The sequence below is a fragment of the Arenimonas sp. genome (assembly GCF_041919775.1).
In the GTDB taxonomy this organism is placed as follows: Bacteria; Pseudomonadota; Gammaproteobacteria; order Xanthomonadales; family Xanthomonadaceae; genus Arenimonas.
In genome coordinates this window covers 13,842-32,010 of the sequence record NZ_JAYRTE010000015.1, presented here as the reverse complement: position 1 = coordinate 32,010, position 18,169 = coordinate 13,842, and the positions used below count along the sequence as shown (strand labels likewise).

The following is an 18,169-nucleotide window of genomic DNA, read 5'->3' as shown; positions in this document are numbered from 1 at the left end:
TTTTTTGCGTCAGTCTTCGCTGGCCGGCTTCGGCGGATTCACCACCACCAGCCCGTCCAGCTCGTAACCGAGCCCGCGGGCGCGCGCCTTCAGGCCTTCGAAGGTGTCGGCGTCCAGGCGGGGCTGGCGGGCCAGGATCCACAGGTATTTGCGGTCGGGTTCGCCGACCAGCGCCCACTGGTAGTCGTCGTCGAGCGCGATCACCCAGTAGTCGGCCCAGACGAAGGGCAGGAAGGACAGCCACTTCGGCGCGAAGCGCACCTCGAGCTGCGCGGGGTTGTCACCGGTGCGGCGTGCCTCGCCGTCGGACGACATGATTTCGCCGTCTTCCTTGCGGCAGGCATTGACGACGCGGATGCTGCCGTCCTCGCGCGGGGTGTAGGTGGCGGTGATGTCGCCCACGCAGTCGTCTTCGAAGCGGTTGGGCAGGCGGGCGATTTCGTGCCAGACGCCGGCGTAGCGCTGCAGGTCGAGGTCGCGCACGGGCTGCAGGTCGCGCGCCGAGGCAGGACCGGAAACGAGGCCGGCGGCGCAGGCGAGGGCAGTGAACAGGGCGGCGCGGATCATGGGGGGCTCCTTGCGGGGAAAACGCCCGCATTTGGCCTGCCCGTGCGTACACCCACGGTGAACCGGTGGCGGATCAGTCCGCTTGTGGTTCGGCCTTGTTCATCTGCGCGAGCAGGTGTTGCTGGAAGGCTTCGAACTCCATGCCCTGGTCGGCGGCCTCCTGGTGCGCGGCGGCACGCAACGTCGCCGAGAACACCAGCGACACCTCGCGGCCTTCGCCGCGCGCGATGGCGGCCGCGCGCTTGAGGATGGCCAGCACGTGCGCGGCGCTGGCCGATTCACCGACGATGCGCCCGTCCAGGCCCAGCACCCACTGGCCGTCCTTGAACACGACGCCGCCCAGCAGCTTGCCGCCGGCATCGCGCAACTGCGCGTGCGGCTCGCCGAGGCGGTCGGCAGGGATGGATGTTTTGGGAGTCATCATCGTGGGACCGATGGAGGAAGGATGGTTGCCGGGGAGGGAATCGAGCCCGATACAGGAGGTTCAAGCTGGCCGGAAGTCTAGCATAAACAGATACTTAGCTTTTTCCTATTCATCTAGAAGCATTACTTGCAGAGTCATAAAGTACTTGCAGAGTAACTTTTTACATGCAGAATAGAGCTTGCCTGGCCGTCGTCGGGCGGAGGCCGAGCCCATGCCCAGAGCTATCGAGCGAACCCTTAGCGGTCTACGCAGCAAACGGGACCTGCGCGCCGAGATCCTGGATCTGGCTGCCAAGGCCAGCGAGACGGGAAAGGCTGGCCGGTTGGTCGTCATCCAGCCCTTGGTGGCGAGCTCCACGGTCCAGGCCGAATGGGATCGCCTGATCCCCGTGCTAGCGACCGGGATCGGCCAGGCTTTGACGCTTGAGATCGTCCAACTGCCGCTCTCGCAACGCGTCGATCAGGACCGGCGGGCCGATGAGCGGGTCGAGCTGCAGCGGCCAAACTACAAGCACGAAGTTCTGCGAGTGCTGGTGGGCGCCAGCCTGGAGGGCGAGGGCGAGCAGCCACTGCGGGGCCTGATCCAAAAGGTTGGGGTTTCCCAGACTCCGGTCCGCGCCGCGGTCGCCGAACTCAAGCGGGCCGGCCTGCTGTCCCCGTGGACGCGCTCCCCCGTGCTCGAGGTGGTCCCGGAAGACATGTCGCTCGCCCTCCTGGCCAAGGTCCAGGCGCTGCCCCAGACCCTCCGGCTGCGTTTTGCGCAGGGCGCCCGACTGAAGTCCCCGGCGCAACTTCTTGATCGGGTGATGTCGTTGCTGGGCCACAACGCGCCCGCGTCCTGGAAGGACATGGCCCTGTCCGGCGTGCCGGTGGCTCGGGAGGAGGTGCCCAAACTGGATATCGTTGGCGTGCCTCGCCTGGATCTGGTCGCCCACGTCCCCCGCGACGCAGAGGCTCTTGACATTGGTTTATTCCGTGAACTGGACGATGGCCTCGAACTCGAGCCCAGCGTGCTCGCCCCGGCGCCGGTGGTGGTGACGCTGATCCGCGGATCTGAATCGTTTTTCCGGGGTGGCCCCGGCGGCGCCCGCTGGGCCGCCCAGCCCGATGTGTTCCTGTCCCTGCTGGACCAGGGGCTGCGTGATCAGGCCATCGAGTACGCCAAGGCAGTTCGCCCATGAGCCAACCCTATCTGGCGGTCGATGCCACCGATCTGCTCCACCGCGTGGCGGAGCAGGTGCCCGATGATCTGCGCGCCAACGTCGTGGTCATCGGCAGCATCGCAACGGCGTGGGCTTACCGGAAGCTTTCCGGTACCGCCACCGTCGCAACCAAGGACATCGACCTGATGCTCCGGCCGGCAATCGATGCGGTGACTACCGCGGAGACCATCGGACAGGCGTTGCTGGCGAAGGGATGGCAGCCGCGATTCGCGGCGGATCGTCCGCCCGGTGACGCCCGCACCCCGGCCGCCGACCTGCCGGCATTGCGGCTCACGCCGCCCGGCCAGGAGGACGGCTGGTTCGTGGAGTTGCTCGCATAACCACCCCGGGGTCAGTCGGACAGAAAGTGTTGGCGGCGCTTCCATACCCCGCGGGGGGATTTTGGCCTTCCCAGCTTCCGTTACTTGCCGGTCGCGGTCTTCGATGCCGAGGTCACGCCGTCGGGCCTCAGCGCGGCGCGGCCCGCCGGAATGGCGCTCGCACATCTGCTTGAACACGCAACGCCTGACCGGACACCGATTTCCGGGCTGGCAGGAAACCCGCCGCGGTTCGCCAAGGACGTGGGGCGGGCTGTTGCGCTGTGGTGGCTGGCCAGGGAATTGTCGGGGGAGGCGGAAAGAGAGTGGCGCGATCACTGGAATGCGCTGCTGGCGGCACTGTACCCGGGCGACGAGACGCAGACGATGGAAGCAGCCCGAGGAGGGCTCGATGCGCTGGATGGGTACGTCCGTGATGCCGACCAGATCGCCATGACCAGCGTGTTGGCGCCCTACGGGACGCCACTCCCGGCCTTCGAGCGCGCGCGCTCTGATCTGCGGCGAATGCTGGAGCGCTGATGCTTCCCTGGCGGGTCACCTGACCTGAGGGCCGGACCCATGGCACGATTACGGCACGCAAAGAAAAACCGCACACTGTGCGGTTTGACGTACATGCTTGATTGAAGATGGTGGCCGGGGAGGGAATCGAACCCCCGACACGGGGATTTTCAATCCCCTGCTCTACCAACTGAGCTACCCGGCCATCCGTCGCACCGGCGGGGCCGGGCGAGCGGGAGATTCTAGCCGAGCGGCGGCGGGCGAGGCAAGCCGGATCGTCGCAGGCCGCCGGGGCGGCCCGTAAATGGGGACTGAACGCCGGTTCCGGGCATGCTGTGAGCCTCACGCGCCCGGGAGTAGGGTTTGGGTCGGGTCCAGCACGGCCTGTGCATGAGGAGAAACACCATGAAAGCACGTAACGCCCTGATCGGCTTCACAACCGCCCTGGCTTTTTGTTTCTCGGTGCCGGTCGCTGCAAAGGATGAAATGTCCGCGAAGGACATCAAGCGCCTTGAGCTCCTGCAGGCGCATGCCGGCGAAGAACAGGACACCGTGAGGTTCCTGCGTCCGATGCATGGTTACGAAATCGTCGGGCCCCAGAAGGTGCTCGTCTGGGAGACCCCGCACAAGGGCTGGCTGCTCGACGTACGCGACAGCCCGGCCTGCAAGACCCTCAACCGCGAGTGGTGGGTGGGCGTGGAAGCGCTCTACGACACGATCAACACCCGCAACGGCTACCTGGTCGGCAAGGGTGGCCTGCGCTGCAAGATCACCTCGCTGCGCGAGGTCGACGTGATGGCCTGGAAGCAGGCCGAGCGCGACGCCGGCATCCGCGAGTAAGCGATCGCTTCAGCCCGCCGGTGGAACGTAGCCGGCGGGTTTCTCGGCGCCATCGCCGAACAGGAACTTCTCCATCTCCGTCTCCAGGAAGGCCCGGTGCTTCGGGTCCAGGGGCGACAGCCGGTTTTCATTGATCAGCATGGTCTGGTGCGCCAGCCACTGCTGCCAGGCCTCGCGCCCGATGTTCTCGAAGACGCGCTTGCCCAGCGGACCGGGCCACGGCACGAAGCCAAGGCCTGCGGTTTCGGTTTGCAGCTTCTGGCAGAAGACGGTGCGGCTCATGGCGGGTTTCCCAGCAGTTTCTTGACGGGGGCCGGCAGGCCCAGTTCGTGCAGCTGCTGCAGCGGCTGCCAGCGCAGGTCGCCATTATCGCCGGTATCCGGCCCGCTGTCGGCCAGGTGCCAGCGGCGCGGTTCGATATGCAGCCGGTAGTGGCTGAAGACGTGTTCGAAGACCGGCAGGTCCTCGCCGGCGTCGAAGTCGGCGCCGATGTGCCGGCCCAGCCACTCGCGCGCCTGGTCGTGGCCTTCGGTTTCCGGCAGCGACCACAGCCCGGCCCAGACACCCTTCTGCGGGCGCCGCGCCAGCAGAACGCGGCCCTGCGCATCCTCCACCCACAGCATCAGCGTGCGGCGTTCGGGCAGCGGCTTTCCGGGTTTTGATTCCGGCAGTTGTTCGACGCGGCCTTCGCGCCGGGCGACGCAGTCGTCCTGCAGCGGGCACAGCACGCAGGCCGGGTCATGGCGCGTGCACAGCGTCGCGCCGAAATCCATGATCGCCTGCGTATAGTCGGCCATCCGCGTCTGCGGCAGGTGCGATTCGGCGATCAGCCAGAGTTTCTTTTCCACCGGCGAACTGCCCGGCCAGCCTTCGACGCCGTGGAAACGCGCCAGCGTGCGCTTGACGTTGCCGTCGAGGATCGCGATTCGCTGGCCATGCGCCTGCGCCAGGATCGCGCCGGCGGTGCTGCGGCCGATGCCGGGCAGGGCGGACAGGGCCTCGAAATCCGCGGGCAGTTCGCCGCCGTGTTCCTGCACGCAGACCTGGGCCGCGCGATGCAGGTTGCGGGCGCGGGCGTAGTAGCCAAGGCCAGCCCACAGCGCCATCACCTGGTCGTGCTCCGCGGCGGCGAGGTCGGGCAGGGTCGGCAGGGCATCCAGGAAACGGGTGAAGTAGGGGATCACCGTCTGCACCTGGGTCTGCTGCAGCATGATTTCCGAAAGCCACACGCGGTAGGGCGAACGCGGATGCTGCCAGGGCAGGTCGTGGCGGCCGTCGCGGTCGAACCAGGCCAGCAGGTGCTGCGCGAACTCGCTCATTCTTCGCTGGCCGGGGCCGGCTCCACGATGTCGGCCTGCACGTTTTCCAGAGTGAAGCCTTCGATCTCGAGAGAGGGCGCGGTGAAGCGGCCGAGCATCGGCGGCAGCGGCGTGCGGTCTTCGTTCGCCAGCCAGGCTTGTACTTCGGCGATCACCAGCGTCGCGTCGAGGCGCGTCTCACCGCGCTCGACCTTCACGCTGACCGGGTCGGAAAAGTCGGCGGCACCCTGGTAGTGGATGTCGAAGCGGGTGGGGCGCACGTCGGCGGTTTGTGGCTCAGGCAGCACCGGCCAGTCCGCCGGCCAGTCGCGCATCCATCCCTTGATGCCCAGCAGGGCGCCGTCGGGTCCGTCCAGGGTCATGCTTAACATGTCGGCCCGCAGGCTGGGCAGCGGTGAGTCGCCCTTGAAATCCACGTCGCCGCAATTCACGGTGGTTTCCGGCGCATGCCGGTGGAAGCGACAGGGTGCCTGCAGGCTGTACGCCATCACGCGCTCGTCCTGTTCGATCTCGCCTTCGGCAAACAGTTCGAACCGGGTGGACTCCGACAGCTCCGCCACGTCCAGGGTCCCGGTGGCGTTGGCCTGGAACGAATCGCTGGCCAACCCGCCCGAGAACTCCAGCGAAGCGGACTCCCCGGGGGCCACCGGCCCCAGCGCAAGGTCCATGTCCTGCACACGCCAGCCCTCGCCCTGCACGCTGCCGCCGGTGACCAGGACGCCGCGCGAAAGCGTCGGGATCGTTGATTCGTTCGTCTCCGGGCGGCTGTCGCGCCAGTCCCTGAAGGCCGCGAGATCAAGCGCCGGCTGGTCGAGTTCGATGTAGGTGATCACCATGGGGCCGTCGCCGTGCACCGTATCCCAGGGCAGCGAGATTTCCGCGCGCTCGGCGGTCAGCAGCGGCGAATCGGCGCCCGGCTGCCGTGCCGTCACCTTCGGAAGCACCAGGCGTGGCTCGGGCCACAGGCCGTAGCTCGGCGTTCCACGGAAGCTGATCTCCAGTCCCTGGGAAGGGCCCACCATTTCCAGCACCCGACGGGCGAGCCGGTTGGGCTCGAGCTGGTGGTTCACCCACAGGCCGGCGGCCGCCAGCAGGGCCAGCGTGATTGCAAGGAACCAGGGCCAGCGGCGCTTGCGCGGGGTGTCGGCCATTCCGTCAGGCGGCGGGCGGGGGCGGCAGCAGCGCGTCGACGAAACCTTCGGGGTCGAAGATCCGCAGGTCTTCGGGTTTTTCGCCCAGGCCGATGAAGCGGATCGGCAGGCCGAACTCGCGCGCCAGCGCGAACACCACGCCGCCCTTGGCGGTGCCGTCGAGCTTGGTCACCACCAGGCCGGTCACCTTCACCGCGGCGTGGAACTGGCGCAGCTGGTTGAGCGCGTTCTGGCCGGTGGTGCCGTCGATCACCATCAGCACTTCGTGCGGGGCGCGTTCGTCGAGCTTGGCCAGCACGCGGCGGATCTTGCCCAGTTCGGCCATCAGGCCCTGCTGGGTGTGCAGGCGGCCGGCGGTGTCGGCGATCAGAACGTCGACGCCGCGGGCCCTGGCCTGCTGCAGGCCGTCGTAGGCCACGGAAGCCGGGTCGGCGTCCTGGCCTTGGGCGACCACGTGCACGTTGTTGCGTTCGCCCCAGATCTTCAGCTGCTCCACCGCCGCGGCGCGGAAGGTGTCGCCCGCGGCCAGCATCAGCGAATGGCCGTCGAGCTGGAAACGCCGCGCCAGCTTGCCGATGGTCGTGGTCTTGCCGACGCCGTTGACGCCGACGGTGAGGATGACGAAGGGTTTGGCGGCCGGGTCGATCTCCAGCGGCTTGGCCACCGGGCGCAGCATCGCCAGAAGGTCGTTGCGCAGGGCCCGGAACAGGGCCGGCACGTCGGCGAAGTCGCGGTCCTTCATGCGCTTGCGCAGGCGTTCGACCACTTCGGTGGTGGCCGGCACGCCCATGTCGGCGGTGATCAGCGCGGTTTCGATTTCGTCGAGCAGGTCTTCATCGAGCTTCGGATTCCGCTGGAACAGGCCGCCCAGGCTGCGGGCGAACAGGCTGCCGCCCAATACGCCCTTCATCGCCTCGCGGCCTTCGGCGCGCTCGGCTTCCAGGCGCGCGGCTTTTTCCTCCTGGTGCACCGTGAAGGCGCGGGCCAGGTCCTCGGGGCTGAAACCGCCGCGCGCCGGCTCGGCCGGTTTTGCGGCCGGTTTGGCCGGCTCGGGGGTCTTCTCGGGCTTTTTCTTCAGGAAATCGAACATCGCGCTGCTTTCGCGGACAATGGCCGGAATGTTACCACCCGGCCCCCTGCCTCCCCGATGAACCAGCGAGCAAAAAGCAGTCCCCTAGGCAGCGTCAGGATCATCGCCGGCAGCCTGCGCGGTTCGAAGCTGCCGGTGCCCGACCGCCCCGGCCTGCGTCCCACCTCCGACCGGGTGCGCGAGACCCTGTTCAACTGGCTGCAGCCGGCGCTGCCGGGCGCGCGGGTGCTGGACCTGTTCGCCGGCACCGGTGCCCTGGGCTTCGAGGCGGCCTCCCGCGGGGCGGGCGAGGTGGTCCTGGTCGAGCGGGATCCGGAGCTGGCGCGTTCGCTGCGCGAACAGGCGGCCCGGCTCAAGGCCGACCGGGTCCGGGTCGTTGCCGAGGATGCGCTGGCCTGGCTGGGTCGCAGCCCGGACCTGGCCTTCGACCTGGTTTTCCTGGACCCGCCTTTCGCGGCCTCGCTGTGGCAGCCGGCGGCCGCTGCGCTGGCGCCCTGGCTCGCGCCCGGCGCACTGATCTACGTCGAATGCCCGCGCAACGTGTCGCCTTCGCTGCCTGCGGGCTGGGTCCTGCACCGCGAAGGCCAGACCCGCGACGTGGCCTACGCGCTGTATCGCGCCGGAGACTGATACACTTCGGCCGACTCCAACCCGCAGGGCGACTGATCGGCATGAGCCAGGCCCGAACCCGCGTCGCGGTTTATCCCGGCACGTTCGATCCCATCACCAACGGACACATCGACCTGGTCGCCCGCGCGGCCCCGCTGTTCGACAAGGTGGTGGTGGGCATCGCCGAAAGCCCCGGCAAGAGCCCCGCGCTGCCGCTGGCCCAGCGGGTCGAGCTGGCCCGCATCGCGCTGGCCGGGCACGACAACGTCGAAGTCGTCGGTTTCCACTCCCTGCTGGCCCATTTCGTCCACGAGATCGGCGCCGGCGTGCTGCTGCGCGGCCTGCGCGCGGTGTCGGACTTCGAATACGAATTCCAGATGGCCAGCATGAACCGGCATCTGATACCGGACGTCGAGACCCTGTTCCTGACCCCGGCCGAACAACACAGCTTCATTTCTTCCAGCCTGGTGCGCGAGGTTGCGCGTCTCGGCGGCGATGTCTCGGGGTTCGTGCACCCGGCCGTCGCGACCGCCCTGGCCGCCCGGTGGAAGCAGTCGCAGTAGTACACATTCAACATAAGAGGTATCGCCATGACCCGTGCTCTGATCCCCGTCGCCGTGCTGCTTTCCGCCCTGGTGCTCTCGGGCTGCAAGAAGGAAGAGGAAGTCGTCGCCGCGCCGGTTGAACTCACCGCCCCGGCCAGCACCGACGACGCCGAATGGAAGGCCTACCTGGGCCAGGTGATCGGCCGCAACCAGGAAGGCGTCACCGACCGCGTGTTCTCGTACTACCTGCCGGTGGGCAGCGACACGCCGGCCGAAGGTGACCAGGACGGCAAGACCATGTTCGACCGCCAGCTCGAGAACGTGACGATGGTCGTGCAGCGCACCGTGCTGCCGGGCAACATGCTCGCCTTCGGTTCGCCCGACAGCGCCAAGCTGGCCGACCTGGTGGTGATGTCCTTCACCGACGCCGACCCGAATGCGCTGACCGGTTCGCAGGTGCTGTTCATCGGCAAGACCGAGGACAGCGAGCGCGTGAAGGCCGCCGTCGAGGCCGCCGGCGCGAAGTACGTGTTCGTCGAGGCCAAATAAGCCGCCTCGTACCCAGGGGGCCCGCCGCCAGGCGGCGGGCCCGGTGGTGCGGACGGGACGATCCCCATGTCCCTCCTTATCAGCGACATCTGCATCAACTGCGACGTCTGTGCGCCGGCCTGTCCGAACACGGCGATCTCGCAGGGTGAGGTGATCTACGAGATCAACCCGGACCTGTGCACCGAGTGCGTGGGCCACTTCGACGAACCGCAGTGCGTGGTCGTCTGCCCGGTCGAGTGCATCGACCTCGACCCCGGGCATCCCGAAACCCGGGACCAGCTGCTGGGCAAATACCACGCCCTGACGAAAGGAAAGTCCGCCGCATGATCCGCTTCCTGCTGCCCCTGCTGCTGGCGCTCTCGCCGGCCGTGCTGGCCGACGCGCCTGCGCGCCCGGCCAAACCCGCCGAAGCCGGCATCGCCAGCGCCAATGCCTACGCCACCGACGCCGGCATGGAAGTGCTGGCCAGCGGCGGCAACGCCTTCGACGCGGCGATCGCTGTCAGCGCGACGCTGGGCCTGGTCGAGCCGGAGAGTTCGGGCCTGGGCGGCGGTGGTTTCATGCTGCTGCGTGTCGCCGGCGAAGGCCGCGAGGTTTTCATCGACGCCCGCGAGCGCGCGCCGCTGGCCGCGACCCGCGACATGTACCTGGATGCCGACGGCAAGGCCAACCGCGACAAGTCGGTCAACGGCGCACTGGCGGCGGCCATCCCGGGCCTGCCCGCCGGGCTCGACCACCTGGCGAAGAATTACGGCCGGCTGCCGCTGTCGAAGTCGCTGGCGCCGGCGATCCGTCTTGCCCGCGAAGGCTGGAAGTTCGGCCCGAAGAATGCGTCCTTCCTCGGCTATCGCCGCGAGGTGCTGGCGCGAAGCCCGGCCGCCGCGGAACTTTTCCTGCGCGACGGGAAGGTGCCCGTTGAAGGCACGCTGATGCGCAACGAAGACTACGCGCGCACGCTCGAGCGCCTGGCGAAGCAGGGTGCCGATGGTTTCTACCGTGGCGACTTCGCCCGCCGGCTGGTCCGCGGCGTGCGCGACGCCGGCGGCATCTGGACCGAACGCGACCTGGCCGAATACACCGTGGTCGAACGCGAGCCGCTGCGCATCCGCCACCGCGGCTTCGACATCATCACCGCGCCGCCGCCGTCCTCGGGCGGCGTCGCGCTGGCGACGATGCTCAAGGTGCTGGAAGGTTACGACTACCCGCGCCTTGGCAAGGCCGAACGCAGCCATCTTTTCATCGAGGCCATGCGCCGCGCCTACCGCGACCGCGCGCTGTACCTGGGCGATCCCGACTTCGTGCAGGCGCCGGTGGAGATGCTGGTCTCCGATGCCTATGCGGCCGGGCTGCGCGCGTCGATACATCCTTCCAAGGCGATGCCCAGCGACCTGCTGCCGGGCGTCGATGCCGAGCCGCTGCGGCCGGACACCAGCCACTTCTCGGTCATCGACACCGAAGGCAACCTCGTCGCGGTGACGCAGACGGTCAACCTGCCCTACGGCAACGCGCTGATGGTGCCGGGCACGGGCTTCCTGCTCAACAACGAGATGGACGATTTTTCGGTCAAGCCGGGCGTGCCCAATGCCTTCGGTCTGGTCGGCGACGATGCCAATGCGATCGCGCCGGGCAAGCGGCCGCTGTCGTCGATGACGCCCAGCTTCCTGGTCGGCGCCGACCGCACCGCGGTGCTGGGCACGCCGGGCGGCAGCCGCATCATCACGATGGTGTTGCTGGGCCTGGTCGAGCTGATGCAGGGCGAGGGCGCCCAGGCCACGGCCGCCGCGCCGCGTTTCCACCACCAGTACCTGCCCGACGTGGTGCAGGTGGAGGCGGACGCGTTCAGCGCGGATGACATCGCGGCGCTCGAAGCCATGGGCCACGACGTCGAGGCGGGCGACCGCACCTGGGGCAATATGCAGGTGGTGCTCTGGCACCATTCGACGGGCGAGGTCGAGGCCGGCACCGACCCGCGCTGGAAGGGCGTCGGCAAGGGCTCGTCCACCGAAGCCTCGGTTTATCGCTAGGAGTCAGGCATGAAACTGTGGTCGATCCTTGGGAACTCGCAGCGCCTGGACGGCGGCGCCATGTTCGGCAACGCGCCGCGCGCGATGTGGCAGAAGTGGTCGCCGCCGGACGACGTCAACCGCATCGAGCTGGCCTGCCGGGCGCTGCTGGCGACGCCGGTCAACGGCAAGACGGTGCTGTTTGAAGCCGGCATCGGCGCGTTCTTCGAACCGAAGCTGCGCGAACGCTACGGCGTCGTCGAAGACCGGCACGTGCTGCTGGACTCGCTGGCCGAAGCCGGCTTCTCCCATGAGGACGTCGACGTCGTGGTGCTCAGCCACCTGCACTTCGACCACGCAGGCGGGCTGCTGGCCGCCTGGGAGGAGGGCCAGCCGGCGCGCCTGCTGTTCCCGAACGCCCGCTTCGTCGTCGGCGCCGAACACTGGCGGCGGGCCCGCGATCCGCATCCGCGCGACCGCGCGAGCTTCATCCCGGAGCTGATGGACCTGCTGGAAGCCAGCGGCCGGCTCGAGCTGGTCGGCGGCGACCGCTGCAAGGCGCTCGGCGACGCCGTGCGCTTCCACTTCAGCGAAGGCCACACGCCGGGCCTGATGCTGGCCGAACTTTGCGGACAGGACGGCCCGGACGGACGCCCGCGCGGCGGCCTGGTCTTCTGCGCCGACCTGATCCCGGGCCGGCCCTGGGTGCACGTGCCGATCACGATGGGCTACGACCGCTTCCCGGAAATGCTGATCGACGAGAAGCGCGCCTTCCTGGAAGACAAGCTCTCGCGCAACGTGCATCTTTATTTCACCCACGATCCCGGCTGTGCGCTGGCGCAGGTCACCCGGGACGAGAAGGGCAAGTTCGGCACCACCCACGAAGTGCCGGCGCTGCATGCCCGCCCGCTCGCCGCCTGAGGACATCCCGATGAACCGACTGCTGTTCCCACTGCTGCTGTGCCTGTCCCCCGTCGCGCTGGCCGCCGATTACGGCGAGCCGATGCCCGCCGGCGACGCGATCACCATCACCGAAGCCGCCGCTAACCCCGCGGCCTACGAAGGCAAGCCGGCCAAGTTCTCGGGCCGAATCACCGAGGTCTGCCAGAAGAAGGGCTGCTGGGTGATGCTGGAACAGGACGGCCAGAGCGCCCGCGTGATGGCGAAGGACCACGGCTTCGAAGTACCGAAGGACGCCAGCGGCCCGGCCGTGGCCTACGGCGTGCTGCAGGTCGAGCCAATCAGCGAGGAACACGCGCGCCACCTCGTCGAGGATGACGGCGCGAAGGCCCCCGCGAAGCAGGAGCTGCGCATCGTCGCGACGGCGATCAGCCTGCCTGACGCCTGACTGTCACACTGGGCCCGCAGCATGGCGGGTCGGTCACCAGCCATCCGGCGGAGTTTTCCTTGGATCATCACGACGACAGGGCGCATTTCACGCGCCGGCGGCTGCTGCAGGGCGGCTTCGGGCTCGGGGTCGCGGCCCTGGGCATGGGATCGGTGGGCACGCTGCTCGCAAAGACCGGCAGCGGCCTGGGCCCTTCGCCGGGTTACGGCCCGCTGGCAGCGGTGCGCGACCGCGCCACCGGCCTGCCGCTGCTGCAGCTGCCGGCCGGATTTGAATACACGAGCTTTGGCTGGGCCGGCGAGGAAATCGCGCCCGGCCAGGCCTGCCCGGGCAAACACGACGGCATGGGCGTGGTTGGGGTCGAGGGCGACATCGTCACCCTGGTGCGCAACCACGAGCTGACCCGCGAACCCGGCGGCAGCTTCGCGCCGGCCTCGGCCACCTACGACCCCGACGTCCGCGGCGGCACCGTCACCCTGCGCTTCGACACCGCGCGCGGCGCCTTCGTGGACGCCGTGCCGTCGCTGTCGGGCACGCTGGTGAACTGCGCCGGCGGCGTCACGCCCTGGGGCAGCTGGCTGTCGTGCGAGGAGATCGTCGTCGACGCCGGGCAGAAGGTGCGCATCAGCGGCGACTACGTGCACGAAATGAAGCGCAGCCACGGCTTCATTTTCGAAGTGCCGGGCAGGGGACTCTCCAACGCCGAGCCGCTGCTGGCGATGGGCCAGATGAAGCACGAAGCCGCCGCGGTCGATCCGCGCGAGGGCATCGTCTACCTGACCGAGGACCACAAGCCCTACGCCGGCTTTTATCGCTTCATTCCGCGCGCGCCGGGCGAACTGCACCGTGGCGGCCGCCTGCAGATGCTGCGTGCCGAAGGGGCGCCCGACCTGCGCACCGGTTGCCGCGTCGGCGACGTCATGAAGGTGCGCTGGGTGGACATCGACGAACCCACGAAGGGCACCGACAGCGACGGAGGCGCGGGCGGCCTGGTGCGCCAGGGCATGGCCAATGGCGGCACGGCTTTCATCCGGCTCGAGGGCGTGATCGTCGAACAGGGGCGGGTCTTTTTCATTTCCACCAGCGGCGGCGACGCCGGCTGCGGCCAGATGTGGGCCTATCGTCCGTCCGAAGGCCTGCTGGAGCTGGTGTTTGAATCACCCTCACCGGACGTGCTCGACTACCCCGACAACATCGTCGCCAGCCCGCGCGGCGGCCTGGTGGTCTGCGAGGACTCCGAGCAGCCCGTGCAGCGACTGTATGGCCTGGACAAGGGCGGCGGCCTGTTCGAGTTCTGCCGCAACAACGTGGTGCTGGACGGCCACCGGGGCTTCAGCGGAGACTTCCGGGAAGAGGAATGGGCGGGCGCCTGTTTCTCGCCGGACGGCAAGTGGCTGTTCGCCAACATCTACGAGCCCGGCTTCACGGTCGCCATCACCGGTCCCTGGAAGCCTGGCCTTATCTGAGGACCGGGCATGATCACCCTGCTGTATGCGGCGCTTTGCACCCTTCTGATCCTGGCCCTGGCCGGGCGCGTTATCGCCGCCCGCTGGAAGCACAAGGTCGGGCTCGGCGACGGCGGCAATAGCGAACTGAACCGGCGCGTGCGCGCCCACGCCAATGCGGTGGAATACGTGCCGCTGGCGCTGATCCTGCTCGGCGGCATGGAGCTCAACGGTTATCCCGACTGGCTGGTGCATGCCTTCGGCATCGCGCTGTTCGTGTCGCGCCTGCTGCATGCCTGGGGCCTGGCCACCAGCGCCGGCACCAGCCCCGGCCGCTTCCTCGGAACCGTGCTGACCCTGCTGCTGATGGTCGCGATGTGCGTGATGGCGATTATCGGCTTCGTCGCCGGGCTTTGACCTGTCCTGTAGGAGCGCCTTCAGGCGCGAATCCCTTCTTTGCCAAAGGCAAAGTCAAAAGATTCGCGCCTGAAGGCGCTCCTACAGGTTGCTGCTATCGGCGCGGCGGGGCCAGCAGCTCGGCGCGACTGAGGTAGCCGTCGCCATCGGCATCCTGCCGGCGGAACTGCGCGCCGAATCGCGCCTCATGCTGTTCGATCGTGATGCGCGGCGCGTCGGGCACGTGCTGCTCATGCGGTTCGAGCACGCCGTTGCCGTCAATGTCCATCTGCCGGAAGGCGAAGCCCATGCGTTCCAGGAATTCCTCGAGCGACACCCGGCCATCGCCGTCAAGGTCGACGCGGCTGAAGTAGTCGTCCGTCTGCGCCAGCGCAGGCGAAACCAGCACCAGCAGCGCCAGCAGGCTAGCCCGCATAGACCGTGATTTCCTCGCGGTCGTGGTAGAGCTGCTTGGCGCGGATCGTCAGCGGCCGGCCGGCGTGGTCGACGAAGTGCTGCAGGCAGTCGCGGGTTTCGTCCCAGCGCTTTTTCATCGGCAGCTTGAGGTTGAAGATCGAGCGCTTGCACCAGCCTTCGCGGAACCAGGTGGCCATGCGGTCGGCCACCTTCGACGGCGACTCGACCATGTCGCAGACCATCCACTCCAGCGGCTTGGGCGGCTGCCAGCGGAAGCCGTCGGCGCGGATGTGTTCGATCACGCCGGTGTCCATCGCAGTGGCCGCCATCGGACCGTTGTCGATCGCGGCCACGCGGATGTGCCGACGCGCCAGCACCCAGCTCCAGCCGCCGGGCGCGGCGCCCAGGTCGGCGGCGCCCATGCCGGGCTGCAGGAAGGCCTCGCGCTCCTTTTCGGTGAGCAGGCACATCAGCGCCTCCTCGAGCTTGAGCGAGGAACGGCTGGGCGCGTCGGCATGCGCGCGCAGGCGCGGCACGCCCAGCGGCCAGGGCGAGGCGTCCTTCGGGTCGGCGCTGGCCAGCAGAGCGTGGTTGCCGGCCAGCATCAGCACGTGCAGGCGCGGCAGGCGCGGGTCTTCCCTCTCGGTGATCAGGCCGCGCTGGCGCAGCGCCGGGCGCAGGGCATTGCCCAGCGCGCGCGCCAGGCCCGAAAGCTGCCGGCCTTCGTCGGAATCGGTGTGCTCGACCCAGACATCGCCGTGGCGGCCGCGGCCGCCCAGGGCTTCCATGATCGGGCCGACGCGGTCCTTGGGATCCAGGCCGGGCAGGTCGGCCAGCAGCCGCAGCTTCTGGCGCGCGAAGATCAGCGTCGACCAGGGCAGGGCCGAGGCCAGCGCGGCGCCGTCCTCGACGCCCAGGAACTGCACGAAGCCGGTGTTGCGTTCGGCCTTGGCGTAGCCCGGGAAACCGGCGATCGCCGCGCGTTCGCCGAGTTCGGCGGCCAGCTCCGGTTCGAAACCGGGGCGGCAATAGGCCAGCAGGCCATCAGTAGACAAGTCCGGACTCCCCGTAATCGCGCAGCACGTCGCGGGCATGGTCGCGCAGCAGGTCGGTGCTGACGCGGATGCCGCGTTTTTCCAGTTCGCCGCGCCAGTCGGCGGGCAGCGGGCCTTCGTCGAAGCCGGCCAGCTCCTGCACGTCGTCGGCGCGGGCGCCGATCAGCAGTTCATCGATGCCGGCCCAGACCACCGCGCCGTAGCACATCGAACACGGCTGGGCCGAGGTGGCCAGCGTGATCGGGCCGCCGGACTGGTTGAGCCGGAAGCTCTGCATGCGCTGCTGGCTGGTGGCCAGCGCCATGATTTCGGCGTGCGCCGCCGAGCAGTTGTGCGGGACCACGCGATTGACGCCGATGCCGACCAGGCGGTCGCCGCTGAACACGGCCGCGCCGAACGGGCCGCCGCTGCGGTGGTCGACGTTGCGGCGCGAAAGCTGCACCGCCAGCGCCACCTTGTCCTGCGCCGACGGATAGGTTCGCTGGGCATCCACTTCCTCGTGGACCCAGGCCGGCAGGGTGAGGTGGAGCTGGGCGTAGATCATTTCTTCGCCCAGGTATCGCGCAGGGTGACCGTGCGGTTGAACACCGGCCGGCCCGGCGCGTGGTCGCGGCGGTCGGCGGTGAAGAAGCCCAGGCGCTCGAACTGCACGCCGGCTTCCGCCGGCAGCTGCGCCGCCGAAGGTTCGACGTACGCCTGCACCACCCGCACCGATTCCGGGTTGAGGTGGTCGCGGTAGGTCTTGCCGTCCTCGTCGCGGTCCGGGTCGGGCACGTTGAACAGGCGGTCGTACAGGCGCACTTCGGCCGGCACCGCGTGCGCGGCGCTGACCCAGTGGATGGTGCCCTTGACCTTGCGGTCGGCGCCTTCCATGCCGGTGCGCGTCAGCGGGTCGAGCGTGCAGCGCAGTTCGGTGACTTCATCGCCGGACTTGATGACCTCTTCGCAGCGCACGATGCCGACGCCGCGCAGGCGCACTTCGCCGCCGGGCACCAGGCGGTGGAAACCCTTGGGCGGCACTTCCGCGAAGTCCTCGCGCTCGATCCACAGCTCGCGCGAGAACGGCACCTCGCGGTCGCCGAAGGCGGCATCCTTCGGGTGGTTCGGGAAACGCAGGGTTTCGGCGTGGCCTTCGGGCAGGTTGCTCAGCACCAGCTTCACCGGGTTGATGACGGCCAGGCGACGCGGCGCGGCGGCGTCCATCACTTCGCGGATGCAGCCTTCGAGCACCGAAAAATCGATCAGCGAGTTCTGCTTGCTGATGCCGACGCGGTCGGAGAACAGGCGCAGCGCGGCGGGCGGCGTGCCGCGGCGGCGCAGGCCCTGCAGGGTCGGCATGCGCGGGTCGTCCCAGCCGGCGACCAGGCCTTCCTGCACCAGCGCCAGCAGCTTGCGCTTGCTCATCACGGTGAAGTTGATGTTCAGGCGCGAGAACTCGATCTGGCGCGGCTTGGCGGCGGGCACGGAAAAACCGGCGTCCACCAGCGGCTGGAACAGCGCCGGGTCGCCGGCCAGGTCGACCTGGTCCACGAACCAGTCGTACAGCGGCCGGTGGTCCTCGAACTCCAGCGTGCACAGCGAGTGCGTGATGCCCTCGAGTGCGTCCGACAGGCAGTGCGCGTAGTCGTACATCGGATAGATCGGCCAGGCGTCGCCGGTGTTCTGGTGCGCGACCTTCTTGATGCGGTAGATCGCCGGGTCGCGCAGGTTGATGTTGCCGCTGGCCATGTCGATCTTCGCGCGCAGGGTGCGGCTGCCATCGGCGAACTCGCCGGCGCGCATGCGCCGGAACAGGTCGAGGTTTTCCTCGACGCTGCGGTCGCGGAATGGCGAATTGCGGCCCGGTTCGGTCAGGGTGCCGCGGTATTCGCGCACCTGGTCGGCGTTGAGGTCGCAGACGTAGGCCTTGCCCTGTTCGACCAGCTTGATTGCGCCGCGGTAGAACACCTCGAAGTAATCCGAGGCGTGGCGCAGTTCGGCCCATTCGAAGCCCAGCCAGCGCACGTCCTCCTTGATCGCCTCGACGTACTCGGGGTCTTCCTTGGCCGGGTTGGTGTCGTCGAAGCGCAGGTTCACCGGGCCACCGAACTCGCGGCCGATGCCGAAGTTCAGGCAGATCGACTTGGCGTGGCCGATGTGCAGGTAGCCATTGGGCTCGGGCGGGAAGCGAGTGCGCACGGCCGAATGCTTGCCGCTGGCCAGGTCCTCGCGGACGATCTGGCGGATGAAGTCGTTCTTTTCCGGCGCCGCGGCGGCGTCGGTGGGGGTGGGGGTCAGGGTCATGCGTCCGGAAACAGCGTGGAAAGGCGTCTAGTCTAACGGCTTGGCCGCATCCCGCGGCCTTTGCTGCGCCCGGCGCCGGGCCCGGGCTAGA

General features: G+C 68.5%; 23 protein-coding genes and 1 tRNA gene. 13 read left to right on the top strand and 11 right to left on the bottom strand.

Going from position 1 to position 18,169, the window contains the following annotated elements; genetic code table 11:
* Nucleotides 1-9 precede the first annotated feature (9 nt).
* Both ACE3TE_RS09600 and ACE3TE_RS09595 read right to left on the bottom strand, forming a co-directional pair.
* On the bottom strand, nt 10-567 hold the full coding sequence (locus ACE3TE_RS09600; RefSeq protein ID WP_374604409.1) for a lipocalin family protein: 558 nt from the start codon (nt 565-567) through the stop codon (nt 10-12).
* A 73-nt stretch (nt 568-640) separates the two neighbouring features.
* Nucleotides 641-988, bottom strand: coding sequence for a hypothetical protein (locus tag ACE3TE_RS09595; protein ID WP_374604407.1), 348 nt, complete (start codon nt 986-988; stop codon nt 641-643).
* Nucleotides 989-1,202: 214 nt separating this feature from the next.
* On the opposite strand from ACE3TE_RS09595, the gene ACE3TE_RS09590 reads away from it, so the two are divergent.
* From ACE3TE_RS09590 to ACE3TE_RS09580, 3 genes are all read left to right on the top strand, one after another.
* Nucleotides 1,203-2,171 carry a hypothetical protein gene (locus ACE3TE_RS09590; protein WP_374604406.1) on the top strand — a complete coding sequence of 323 codons (969 nt, stop codon included), beginning with the start codon at nt 1,203-1,205 and terminating at the stop codon, nt 2,169-2,171.
* Nucleotides 2,168-2,533, top strand: a complete 366-nt coding sequence (locus ACE3TE_RS09585; protein ID WP_374604404.1) for a hypothetical protein — start codon at nt 2,168-2,170, stop codon at nt 2,531-2,533. The genes ACE3TE_RS09590 and ACE3TE_RS09585 overlap by 4 nt, the downstream gene beginning before the upstream one ends.
* A gap of 84 nt (nt 2,534-2,617) precedes the next feature.
* Nucleotides 2,618-3,049: a hypothetical protein gene (locus ACE3TE_RS09580; RefSeq protein ID WP_374604402.1), complete on the top strand. Its 432-nt coding sequence runs from the start codon at nt 2,618-2,620 to the stop codon at nt 3,047-3,049.
* Between the two features lie 108 nt (nt 3,050-3,157).
* Here ACE3TE_RS09580 and ACE3TE_RS09575 read toward each other — a convergent pair.
* Nucleotides 3,158-3,233, bottom strand: a tRNA-Phe gene (locus ACE3TE_RS09575).
* A gap of 200 nt (nt 3,234-3,433) precedes the next feature.
* Here ACE3TE_RS09575 and ACE3TE_RS09570 point away from each other — a divergent pair.
* Nucleotides 3,434-3,868: a DUF6491 family protein gene (locus ACE3TE_RS09570; RefSeq protein ID WP_374604400.1), complete on the top strand. Its 435-nt coding sequence runs from the start codon at nt 3,434-3,436 to the stop codon at nt 3,866-3,868.
* A gap of 9 nt (nt 3,869-3,877) precedes the next feature.
* On the opposite strand, the gene ACE3TE_RS09565 is transcribed toward ACE3TE_RS09570, so the two are convergent.
* Genes ACE3TE_RS09565 through ftsY form a run of 4 tightly spaced genes read right to left on the bottom strand, consistent with a single transcriptional unit; the run spans nt 3,878 to nt 7,428 of the window.
* A complete protein-coding gene (locus ACE3TE_RS09565) occupies nt 3,878-4,150 on the bottom strand; it encodes an oxidative damage protection protein (RefSeq protein ID WP_374604399.1) in 273 nt (90 codons plus the stop codon).
* On the bottom strand, nt 4,147-5,187 hold the full coding sequence (gene mutY / locus ACE3TE_RS09560) for an A/G-specific adenine glycosylase (RefSeq protein WP_374604397.1): 1,041 nt from the start codon (nt 5,185-5,187) through the stop codon (nt 4,147-4,149). Before mutY ends, ACE3TE_RS09565 begins: the two co-directional genes overlap by 4 nt.
* A complete protein-coding gene (locus ACE3TE_RS09555) occupies nt 5,184-6,338 on the bottom strand; it encodes a hypothetical protein (protein WP_374604396.1) in 1,155 nt (384 codons plus the stop codon). Before ACE3TE_RS09555 ends, mutY begins: the two co-directional genes overlap by 4 nt.
* Before the next feature lie 4 nt (nt 6,339-6,342).
* A complete protein-coding gene (gene ftsY, locus ACE3TE_RS09550) occupies nt 6,343-7,428 on the bottom strand; it encodes a signal recognition particle-docking protein FtsY (protein ID WP_374604394.1) in 1,086 nt (361 codons plus the stop codon).
* 57 nt (nt 7,429-7,485) lie between these two features.
* Here ftsY and rsmD point away from each other — a divergent pair, with 57 nt between their 5' ends.
* The 9 genes from rsmD (at nt 7,486) to ACE3TE_RS09505 (ending at nt 14,344) form a co-directional block, all read left to right on the top strand.
* Entirely contained in the window at nt 7,486-8,058 is a 573-nt protein-coding gene (gene rsmD / locus ACE3TE_RS09545) for a 16S rRNA (guanine(966)-N(2))-methyltransferase RsmD (protein WP_374604393.1), read from the top strand.
* A gap of 41 nt (nt 8,059-8,099) precedes the next feature.
* Nucleotides 8,100-8,600 carry a pantetheine-phosphate adenylyltransferase gene (gene coaD / locus ACE3TE_RS09540; protein WP_374604391.1) on the top strand — a complete coding sequence of 167 codons (501 nt, stop codon included), beginning with the start codon at nt 8,100-8,102 and terminating at the stop codon, nt 8,598-8,600.
* A gap of 27 nt (nt 8,601-8,627) precedes the next feature.
* Entirely contained in the window at nt 8,628-9,131 is a 504-nt protein-coding gene (locus ACE3TE_RS09535) for a hypothetical protein (protein ID WP_374604389.1), read from the top strand.
* A gap of 66 nt (nt 9,132-9,197) precedes the next feature.
* Nucleotides 9,198-9,458, top strand: a complete 261-nt coding sequence (locus tag ACE3TE_RS09530) for a YfhL family 4Fe-4S dicluster ferredoxin (protein ID WP_374604388.1) — start codon at nt 9,198-9,200, stop codon at nt 9,456-9,458.
* Nucleotides 9,455-11,155, top strand: a complete 1,701-nt coding sequence (gene ggt / locus ACE3TE_RS09525) for a gamma-glutamyltransferase (RefSeq protein ID WP_374604386.1) — start codon at nt 9,455-9,457, stop codon at nt 11,153-11,155. The genes ACE3TE_RS09530 and ggt overlap by 4 nt, the downstream gene beginning before the upstream one ends.
* Nucleotides 11,156-11,164: 9 nt before the next feature.
* Nucleotides 11,165-12,055, top strand: coding sequence for an MBL fold metallo-hydrolase (locus ACE3TE_RS09520; protein WP_374604384.1), 891 nt, complete (start codon nt 11,165-11,167; stop codon nt 12,053-12,055).
* 10 nt (nt 12,056-12,065) lie between these two features.
* The gene (locus ACE3TE_RS09515) at nt 12,066-12,482 is read left to right on the top strand and encodes a DUF4920 domain-containing protein (RefSeq protein WP_374604382.1); all 417 of its coding nucleotides are present in this window, start codon (nt 12,066-12,068) and stop codon (nt 12,480-12,482) included.
* 59 nt (nt 12,483-12,541) lie between these two features.
* Entirely contained in the window at nt 12,542-13,948 is a 1,407-nt protein-coding gene (locus ACE3TE_RS09510) for an alkaline phosphatase PhoX (RefSeq protein WP_374604380.1), read from the top strand.
* A 9-nt stretch (nt 13,949-13,957) separates the two neighbouring features.
* Nucleotides 13,958-14,344, top strand: a complete 387-nt coding sequence (locus ACE3TE_RS09505; protein ID WP_374604378.1) for an MAPEG family protein — start codon at nt 13,958-13,960, stop codon at nt 14,342-14,344.
* A gap of 94 nt (nt 14,345-14,438) precedes the next feature.
* On the opposite strand, the gene ACE3TE_RS09500 is transcribed toward ACE3TE_RS09505, so the two are convergent.
* The 4 genes from ACE3TE_RS09500 to ACE3TE_RS09485 are packed head-to-tail and all read right to left on the bottom strand — an operon-like array spanning nt 14,439 to nt 18,078.
* Nucleotides 14,439-14,759 carry an EF-hand domain-containing protein gene (locus ACE3TE_RS09500; RefSeq protein ID WP_374604376.1) on the bottom strand — a complete coding sequence of 107 codons (321 nt, stop codon included), beginning with the start codon at nt 14,757-14,759 and terminating at the stop codon, nt 14,439-14,441.
* A complete protein-coding gene (gene rlmM, locus ACE3TE_RS09495) occupies nt 14,749-15,795 on the bottom strand; it encodes a 23S rRNA (cytidine(2498)-2'-O)-methyltransferase RlmM (protein WP_374604374.1) in 1,047 nt (348 codons plus the stop codon). Before rlmM ends, ACE3TE_RS09500 begins: the two co-directional genes overlap by 11 nt.
* Nucleotides 15,785-16,339, bottom strand: coding sequence for a nucleoside deaminase (locus tag ACE3TE_RS09490; RefSeq protein WP_374604372.1), 555 nt, complete (start codon nt 16,337-16,339; stop codon nt 15,785-15,787). The genes rlmM and ACE3TE_RS09490 overlap by 11 nt, the downstream gene beginning before the upstream one ends.
* Nucleotides 16,336-18,078 (bottom strand): glutamine--tRNA ligase/YqeY domain fusion protein, encoded by a 1,743-nt coding sequence (locus ACE3TE_RS09485; RefSeq protein WP_374604370.1) that lies wholly within the window; start codon nt 18,076-18,078, stop codon nt 16,336-16,338. Before ACE3TE_RS09485 ends, ACE3TE_RS09490 begins: the two co-directional genes overlap by 4 nt.
* Nucleotides 18,079-18,169 lie beyond the last annotated feature (91 nt).

Excerpts from the sequence above, each read along its gene's own strand:
- ACE3TE_RS09600 (WP_374604409.1), bottom strand. The coding sequence starts at position 567 with ATGATCCGCGCCGCCCTGTTCACTGCCCTCGCCTGCGCCGCCGGCCTC.
- ACE3TE_RS09595 (WP_374604407.1), bottom strand. The coding sequence starts at position 988 with ATGACTCCCAAAACATCCATCCCTGCCGACCGCCTCGGCGAGCCGCAC.
- ACE3TE_RS09590 (WP_374604406.1), top strand. The coding sequence starts at position 1,203 with ATGCCCAGAGCTATCGAGCGAACCCTTAGCGGTCTACGCAGCAAACGG.
- ACE3TE_RS09585 (WP_374604404.1), top strand. The coding sequence starts at position 2,168 with ATGAGCCAACCCTATCTGGCGGTCGATGCCACCGATCTGCTCCACCGC.
- ACE3TE_RS09570 (WP_374604400.1), top strand. The coding sequence starts at position 3,434 with ATGAAAGCACGTAACGCCCTGATCGGCTTCACAACCGCCCTGGCTTTT.
- ACE3TE_RS09565 (WP_374604399.1), bottom strand. The coding sequence starts at position 4,150 with ATGAGCCGCACCGTCTTCTGCCAGAAGCTGCAAACCGAAACCGCAGGC.
- mutY (WP_374604397.1), bottom strand. The coding sequence starts at position 5,187 with ATGAGCGAGTTCGCGCAGCACCTGCTGGCCTGGTTCGACCGCGACGGC.
- ACE3TE_RS09555 (WP_374604396.1), bottom strand. The coding sequence starts at position 6,338 with ATGGCCGACACCCCGCGCAAGCGCCGCTGGCCCTGGTTCCTTGCAATC.
- ftsY (WP_374604394.1), bottom strand. The coding sequence starts at position 7,428 with ATGTTCGATTTCCTGAAGAAAAAGCCCGAGAAGACCCCCGAGCCGGCC.
- rsmD (WP_374604393.1), top strand. The coding sequence starts at position 7,486 with ATGAACCAGCGAGCAAAAAGCAGTCCCCTAGGCAGCGTCAGGATCATC.
- coaD (WP_374604391.1), top strand. The coding sequence starts at position 8,100 with ATGAGCCAGGCCCGAACCCGCGTCGCGGTTTATCCCGGCACGTTCGAT.
- ACE3TE_RS09535 (WP_374604389.1), top strand. The coding sequence starts at position 8,628 with ATGACCCGTGCTCTGATCCCCGTCGCCGTGCTGCTTTCCGCCCTGGTG.
- ACE3TE_RS09530 (WP_374604388.1), top strand. The coding sequence starts at position 9,198 with ATGTCCCTCCTTATCAGCGACATCTGCATCAACTGCGACGTCTGTGCG.
- ggt (WP_374604386.1), top strand. The coding sequence starts at position 9,455 with ATGATCCGCTTCCTGCTGCCCCTGCTGCTGGCGCTCTCGCCGGCCGTG.
- ACE3TE_RS09520 (WP_374604384.1), top strand. The coding sequence starts at position 11,165 with ATGAAACTGTGGTCGATCCTTGGGAACTCGCAGCGCCTGGACGGCGGC.
- ACE3TE_RS09515 (WP_374604382.1), top strand. The coding sequence starts at position 12,066 with ATGAACCGACTGCTGTTCCCACTGCTGCTGTGCCTGTCCCCCGTCGCG.
- ACE3TE_RS09505 (WP_374604378.1), top strand. The coding sequence starts at position 13,958 with ATGATCACCCTGCTGTATGCGGCGCTTTGCACCCTTCTGATCCTGGCC.
- ACE3TE_RS09500 (WP_374604376.1), bottom strand. The coding sequence starts at position 14,759 with ATGCGGGCTAGCCTGCTGGCGCTGCTGGTGCTGGTTTCGCCTGCGCTG.
- ACE3TE_RS09490 (WP_374604372.1), bottom strand. The coding sequence starts at position 16,339 with ATGATCTACGCCCAGCTCCACCTCACCCTGCCGGCCTGGGTCCACGAG.
- ACE3TE_RS09485 (WP_374604370.1), bottom strand. The coding sequence starts at position 18,078 with ATGACCCTGACCCCCACCCCCACCGACGCCGCCGCGGCGCCGGAAAAG.